This is a genomic window from Geminocystis sp. CENA526, assembly GCF_050753365.1.
Lineage (GTDB): Bacteria > Cyanobacteriota > Cyanobacteriia > Cyanobacteriales > Cyanobacteriaceae > Geminocystis.
Genome location: NZ_JBLZFY010000149.1, coordinates 1 through 7,430 on the forward strand (window position 1 = coordinate 1; position 7,430 = coordinate 7,430).

General features: G+C 34.3%; 8 protein-coding genes. 7 read left to right on the forward strand and 1 reads right to left on the reverse strand.

Annotated elements, in window-relative coordinates:
• Nucleotides 1–126: 126 nt before the first annotated feature.
• A complete protein-coding gene (locus ACN4EE_RS21235; RefSeq protein WP_431708505.1) occupies nucleotides 127–1,083 on the reverse strand; it encodes a PhoH family protein in 957 nt (318 codons plus the stop codon).
• 249 nt (nucleotides 1,084–1,332) lie between these two features.
• Between ACN4EE_RS21235 and ACN4EE_RS21240 the strand changes: the two genes are divergently transcribed.
• The 7 genes from ACN4EE_RS21240 to ACN4EE_RS21270 form a co-directional block, all read left to right on the forward strand.
• Complete coding sequence (locus ACN4EE_RS21240) at nucleotides 1,333–1,572, forward strand: hypothetical protein (RefSeq protein ID WP_431708506.1); 240 nt, start codon at nucleotides 1,333–1,335, stop codon at nucleotides 1,570–1,572.
• A complete protein-coding gene (locus tag ACN4EE_RS21245; protein WP_431708507.1) occupies nucleotides 1,569–1,991 on the forward strand; it encodes a type II toxin-antitoxin system VapC family toxin in 423 nt (140 codons plus the stop codon). Before ACN4EE_RS21240 ends, ACN4EE_RS21245 begins: the two co-directional genes overlap by 4 nt.
• A gap of 116 nt (nucleotides 1,992–2,107) precedes the next feature.
• Nucleotides 2,108–4,129 (forward strand): hypothetical protein, encoded by a 2,022-nt coding sequence (locus ACN4EE_RS21250; protein WP_431708508.1) that lies wholly within the window; start codon nucleotides 2,108–2,110, stop codon nucleotides 4,127–4,129.
• A gap of 79 nt (nucleotides 4,130–4,208) precedes the next feature.
• The gene (locus tag ACN4EE_RS21255; RefSeq protein WP_431708509.1) at nucleotides 4,209–4,643 is read left to right on the forward strand and encodes a helix-turn-helix domain-containing protein; all 435 of its coding nucleotides are present in this window, start codon (nucleotides 4,209–4,211) and stop codon (nucleotides 4,641–4,643) included.
• A gap of 6 nt (nucleotides 4,644–4,649) precedes the next feature.
• Nucleotides 4,650–5,216, forward strand: coding sequence for a PIN domain-containing protein (locus tag ACN4EE_RS21260; RefSeq protein ID WP_431708510.1), 567 nt, complete (start codon nucleotides 4,650–4,652; stop codon nucleotides 5,214–5,216).
• A gap of 55 nt (nucleotides 5,217–5,271) precedes the next feature.
• On the forward strand, nucleotides 5,272–6,603 hold the full coding sequence (locus ACN4EE_RS21265; RefSeq protein ID WP_431708511.1) for a TRAP transporter large permease: 1,332 nt from the start codon (nucleotides 5,272–5,274) through the stop codon (nucleotides 6,601–6,603).
• A 303-nt stretch (nucleotides 6,604–6,906) separates the two neighbouring features.
• On the forward strand, nucleotides 6,907–7,430 hold a 524-nt coding region (locus ACN4EE_RS21270), incomplete at its 3' end, for an RNA-guided endonuclease InsQ/TnpB family protein (RefSeq protein WP_431708512.1).

Here is a 7,430-nt window from a genome sequence, read left to right on the forward strand (position 1 = left end):
TGGGGGAGGATATGAGTACGAGAGACAGGGGGGAGAGGGGGAGAGGGGGAAGAAAACAACAACAATTTCTTACTCATTACTCATTACTCATTACTCATTACTTCGTCAAAAAACTATAACTAACACCTAGTTATTATTTGCCTCATAAGCCGCCACAATTTTTTGTACTAAAGGATGTCTTACCACATCTGCTTGAGTTAAATAGCAAAATCCGATACCCTCCACATTTCTTAATATTTTCGTGGCTACCACTAATCCTGATTGTTGATTAGATGGTAAATCTGTTTGGGTAATATCACCTGTTACGATCATCTTTGAGCCAAAACCCAGACGAGTTAACACCATTTTTAATTGTGCTGGTGTCGTATTTTGAGCTTCGTCAACGATAACAAAGGCGTTGCTTAATGTTCTTCCTCTCATGTATGCTAAGGGGGCAACTTCAATTTTACCTTTTTCCATCAATTCAGGAATTTTCATGGGATCAATAAACTCATATAAGGCATCATATAATGGGCGCAAAAAAGGGTTTACTTTTTGTTGTAAGTCTCCGGGTAAAAATCCGAGTCTTTCTCCTGCTTCTACCGCCGGACGTGTTAAAATGAGTCGATCGCACTCATCCTTCAATAATGCTTGTACTGCTAAAACTGCCGCTAAAAAAGTTTTTCCTGTACCTGCAGGACCGATACCAAAAGTAATATCATATTTTTGGATAGCCTTGATATACTGTCGTTGACGAAAAGTTTTCGCCCGAATTAAATCACCGTTACGGGTTTTTGCCAATACCTCTTGTTGAATATTTTGATATTCCTCTTGTTTACCTGTATCCAAAGCCTGAAAAGCCGTCATAATATCGGGTTGAGTCAAGGGTTTTGCTTCACTCCAATAGGGCTTAAGACAATAAATGACATCAATACTTCTCCGTACTGGTTTTGCCTTACCATAAATCACTAAGTCTTGTCCTCGTAATACTAAACTTGCTCCTGTATGACGGGCAATGTATTTTAAGTTTTCTTCTTGGCTTCCTGCTAAGGCAAGGGCGCTGGGAATATTGGGTAAGGAAATAGTTTGAGAATCTTCTGTCATGTTTATTCGTTGTTAGGTAAAAAAATTAAACTTTTTGTTAGGTAAGTGTTTTCATTCCCTAATTTTAACTTAATGTTAAAAGAAGTTCCACGCTATACATAAGCAAACTTTAGGTAGTTCACCTTAACTCAAAACTATAACAGTCTTAAATCAAAAGATTAGGAAAATTGCTATATTATGATCAAAAATGATTGTTATAATTTAATTTTATTCAACATTTAATGTAGTTTACAAAAACATTTAGTCAAGATGGAATTAACAATAAACATACCAGATAATTTAAGCCAAGAGCAAATTTCTTTACTAATAAAAGATATTGAACAAGTATTTATTAAAGAAGGTATTAATTCAGAAATTAAGCCGAAATTAAATGGGCAAAAAATAGATCCATGGGATGAAATTAACTTCTCAGAAATAGCTGTAGATACCGAAATAGAAGACTTTGCAGAAAATCATGATCACTATCTTTACGGTACACCAAAAAGATGAAAAAACTAATATTTGTTGACACTTCTGCCTTAATTGCTTTAGGGAATAAAAAAGATAGTTTTCATCAACAAGCCCTTGAAATTCATCAATATTTAAACAGTAGTAGTGTAAAATTTGTAACCACTAGCGGAGTACTTTTAGAATTTGGAAATGCCTTTAGCCGTCTGTCTTTAAAACCAGTAGCTATTACCTTAATAAAAGCTATTAAAACTTCCGAAAAATGGCAGTATATAGCCATAGATGAAGAAATATTTAATCAGGCTTTTAATCTATATGAAAAAAGGCTAGATAAAGAATGGGGAATGGTAGATTGTACCAGCATAGTTATTGCACAAAAAATGGGAATAGTCGAAGTATTTACCACAGATCATCATTTTAAACAAGCAGGATTTACAATATTATTAACTAAAGATTTCTAAAATTTACTCCGATAACTTAAAATAAGTGCTAAATATTTCTCAAAAAGATTAAAAAATTGTCATTTGGATGTATTAATTAACTTATGTAACTATTTTCCGCTCATGGAGCTAAAATTATGTTAAATTCACTTCGTCGTCGTGATTTTTTTCAAGTAAGTACGATCGCTTCTTTAGCCTTATTATCTCAGTCTTTTGTTTTTTCATCATCAGCAATAGCAGATACTCAGGGAAAAGAACAACAACTAGAAACCTATCATGTTTATATTCCTTATAAATTAGCTAGATATGGTGGAGAAAAAACTATTACCCTTAGAAGTGGCGATTCTTACAACGTCAAAATTCCTAGTAGATTACAAGATAATTATACAGTCACTATAGCTGGAAAAGGCATCAAAAATCTACCGATTTCAGTAGTTTTTCACACTTTATATGAGGTGTCTTATAATATTAATGGTAAAATTAAAGAGGAAATTGATAAATGTAATTTACTTTTAACAGAATCCACTCGTAAAAAGTGTAAATTAGTCTATGAACAAATAGAAGATGGAGAAGAAGTTAAATCTGAAGATTTATCTTTATTAGACTATATTATTTCTACTTCTTATTTAGATCAAAATATTATTGAGAGATATAATATTGCTAGTGCAAACTATAAAATATATCTCATTGAAAATAAGTTTAATTTAGCTTTAAATAATCTTAATCTTCCTAAAGATGTGAAAAAAAATTTAGTCGCAACTGCTGAATATGTCAAGGCTTTGGACCCAGTTCCTAACTTTGATTTTTTAGATTTACTTGATATTATTATTTCGGAAATAGATGACTTACCTTTAGACTTAAAAAGTCTTTATAATCAAGCTAGTTTAACTTCTCGTGCTTATACTGCTGATCTTATTATTCTTGATTTTATTAAAAATAATTTACCTTATAGAGATGGTATTTATTCAAAAGTTTATCAAAAGATAAGAAATGGGGAAAATTTATCAGAAAAAGATGGAGAATTTTTTGCTCTTGATTATCTAAGTAAATATATATTTGATTCAAAAATGCCGTTGAATCCCAAGACAATGTATTTTGTCGCAGTAGATAAATTATTGGGAGAAAATGCCCTAGTTTCAAAATTGGAAATACAACAAATATTTGAGGAATATTTAGATATAAAAGAAAATGCTGAAAAAAGTTGGGAAAATGGCACTTTACTAGCTACTAGAGGACTACCTCTTGCTCATACGGCTTTAAGCGCTTTAGGAGTTGAAGCGGGTACAGGAATAACATTAGATTCTCTTGTGGGGGCGGCGGCGACTAATGCTACTTTAGCATGGTTAGGAGGCGGTTCTGTGGCAAGTGGAGGATTAGGAATTTTAGGAGGATTAAGCGTTGTTACAGGTGGTGCGGCGTTGATTGGTGCGGCTGGTATTATGGCTATGGTAACATTTTCGGATTTGGATGCTGAAGATTTAGTGAATTTAACCGTAGCAACATTGACAGGAGCATTAGCAGGTACAGGTACAGTGGGATTGGCATGGTTAACAGCTTCCTCAATGCTTGTACCTAGTGGTTTGTCAGGGGCTGCTGCTATTAGTAGTACGATCGCTGCTTTGGGCGGACTTTCCGTAATGACAGGAGGTGCGTCTTTGGTGGCTTTTGCCGCAGGTTATGTGGTATGGTCATTTTTAAGCAGTAACAGAAAAAGAGACAACAAATTATTACATTACATAGAAACTTCTAGTTATGCTTTAACAGATAGAACAAATGATTCGATCGCTTTATATATTGAACAAAACATTCATCCTAAAGAGTATAATTCTAAACAAAAAATTTATCTTGCACCAGATATAGCATTAGATAAATTAAACGATGCCATAGATACTTTTGCTAAAAATATTCCCTTAGATATTAACGAAAAAATAGTTGTTTTAATTGATACAAGTACTTGGAATAATGCTAATTCTGGAATTATTTTAACAAACAAAAAAGTTATTTATAAGGACGGATGGGATGGTACAAAAATAGAAAAATATGACTCATTAACATCAGTTTCTGTTGAAGATATTAGCTATTGGTTATTAGAAGAACATAAAGAACAATTTAGCTCGTTTTTATTAAATTTGAAAAAGGAAAAGTTAGCCTTATCTTAACTAGAATAATCCTTTTTTGAATTATCAGTTAGATATTTGTTTATCATGTATAAATCAGTAAATTAAATAATTAACCACTATGATTGTATCTGTTTCTCGAACATCTACAGAACAAGAAATCTCCAAAATAGCTAGTCAATTTTTAGCTATGTATTCCCCCGATGATGATACTTGTGAATTAAGACTTAGTGAAGGGCAAAATATAATCATTCCTAGTAGTGTTTTACCACAATTAGCGGAGATTTTAAGTCATTTAGCCAACGGTGACAAAGTAAAAATAGTGCCTATAAAATCCGAATTAACGACATCTGAAGCCGCCGAAATTCTCAATGTTTCTCGCTCATATATCCTAGAGTTATTAGAATTAGGTAAAATTCCTTTTCGTAATGTCGGGGTGTGTCGTAGAATTTTAGCCCAAGATTTAATGGTTTATAAAGAGGAAGTAGAAGCCCAAAGAAGGGAAGTTTTAAGGGAGTTAACCGCCCAGGCACAAGAATTAAACATGGGATATTAAGGCACAGTGAGTAAATTAACGGTTGTTTATGATGCTTGTGTTTTATATCCTGCACCATTGCGAGATTTGTTGATGTGGTTAGCAATGACGGATTTATTTCAAGCAAAATGGACGGATAAAATTCATGAAGAATGGATGAGAAATGTACTTAAAAACCGTCCTGATTTGACTTTAGCACAACTCGATAGAACTAAACAATTAATGAATCGTCATGTCAAAGATGCTTTAGTAACAGGATATGAGTATCTGATGCCCTGTTTAAATCTTCCTGATTCTAATGATATTCATGTTTTAGCAACAGCGATTCATGCAAAAGCTAACTTAATTATCACTTTTAATATTAAAGATTTTCCTATTTCTATTCTTACCAATTATCAAATTTGTGCCATTTATCCTGATGAATTTATCTTAGAATTAATGGATATTAATGAAACTAAAGTTATTGGAGCAATTAATCAACAAAGAATAACGCTAAAAAATCCTCCTTTAAGTTTAGAAGAATATCTTAAATGTCTAGAAAATCAAAAATTAACTCAAACGGTAAAAGTCTTAAAAGAAATTCTTTTGCCCTAATTAAAATGTAAGTTATACTTATTAGTCATTCGACTTTGCTCATTACTCACTGATTATGTATGATTGGCTAGGATTATTAATGTTTGCGGGGGCATTATTATTTTTATCCTTTGGCTATCCCGTTGCTTTTTCCCTTGGGGGAGTGGCGCTTATTTTTGCCATTATCGGCTCAATTTTAGGGATTTTTGATCCCGTTTTTTTTAGTGCCATGCCTTCCCGCATTTTTGGCATTATGTCTAACTATACCCTCTTAGCTATTCCCTATTTTATCTTTTTAGGGTCAATGTTGGAAATTACGGGTATTGCCGAAAAGTTGCTAGAAACCATGGGCATCTTATTCGGCAGAATGAGGGGAGGATTGGCTTTAGCGGTGGTGGTGGTAGGTGCATTGTTGGCGGCGACTACTGGGGTTGTGGCGGCTACGGTGGTGGCTATGGGGTTGATTTCTTTACCTATCATGCTTCGCTATGGCTATAACAAACAGTTAGCAACGGGAGTTATCGCCGCTAGTGGCACTTTAGGGCAAATTATTCCCCCTAGTGTGGTATTAGTAGTATTAGCTGATCAATTAGGTGCGCCTGTAGGAGATTTATTTATTGGCTCACTTATCCCCGGATTGATGATGGCAGGTGCTTTTGCGGTTCATGTGCTGATTGTAGCATGGATTCGCCCTGATACTGCCCCTGCGTTACCTTTGGAAGTCAGAAATATTGGTGGTAAGGCGTTATGGATTCGGGTTTATCAAGCGATGATTCCTCCTTTGATTCTTATTGCTTTGGTTTTAGGGAGTATCTTTTTCGGAGTCGCAACACCTACGGAAGCAGGTGCGATCGGATCGTTGGGAGCGATGATTTTAGCTTATTTTAATAAACATTTAACGTGGGATGCCTTAAAAAAAGCCTGTGAATCCACTATGCGAATTACCTCTATGGTAATGTTTATTTTACTCGGTTCAACTGCATTTAGTTTAGTATTTAGGGGTATCGGGGGCGATCGATTTATGGAAGAATTATTAGTTAATTTACCCGGGGGAAAATGGGGTTTTTTAGCTATTAATATGTTAGTGATTTTTATTCTTGGATTTTTTATTGACTTTTTTGAAATAGCCTTTATTGTAATTCCTATTTTTGCCCCTGTAGCAAAGATTTTAGGGTTAGATTTGTTATGGTATGGAGTGATTTTAGGCGCTAATTTACAAACTTCTTTTTTAACTCCTCCTTTCGGTTTTGCCTTATTTTATTTACGAGGAGTAGCCCCCCCTGAGATTAAAACGATCGATATTTATAAGGGGGTAATTCCTTTTATTTTATTGCAGTTATTAGTATTATTATTAATCATTATTTTTCCCTCTTTAGTAACTTTTTTACCCTCTTTATCTGTGTCTTAATGACGATGTGATGAATTTTTGTGATGACGATAGAAAATAGGATTTCCCCCTCCCCTCTTTGTTTAATAATTAACATTTTAAACAGATAGACTATAATATCATCGAAATTATGCGTGCGCTTTTGAGGATGTTTGAGAGTAGAATGAGGTTAGCTTTTCTTCGGCAAGAAGCCCCACACTGTATTTTTCGTTAAGAAATACCCACACAATCAGTGTGGGATGAATTGCCGTCCAGATTTATTGGCACAAACCAGAAGTTTATGTTATTCTATATCTAGGTACAAAAATAAAGTCACCTAAGACAATGATTAATTTGAACTACTCATATCGCATATACCCAGAACCATCACAGGAGGAAACCCTCTTGCGGTGGCTTTTTGCGTGTAAGAAAGTTTACAATTATTGTCTGGCGGAGAGAAAAGACTGGATTAAGTCTAGGAAATCCCCTGTTGATCAATGCTCGTTGATTAATGAGTACATTATCCCTGCTGACGTGCCTTATCCTGATTATTATTACCAAAAGCGTCAATTGACGGAAGCAAAAAAAGAAAATCCTGAATTAAAAGAAGTACCCTCTCAGGTTCTTCAAGAGGTTGTTGGTAAAGTAGATAAGGCTTTCAGGTCTTTTCATAATAGAGGGTATGGTTTTCCCCGTTTTCGTAAAAGGATTCGCTCAATGGTGTTTCCTCAATTCAAAACTAATCCTATTGTTGGTAATCAAATCAAACTACCCAAGATAGGGGATATTGAGATTAACTTACATCGACCGATTCCTGAAGGATTTGTAGTTAAGCAAGTCCAAGTAGTGAATAAAGCATCAGGTTGGTA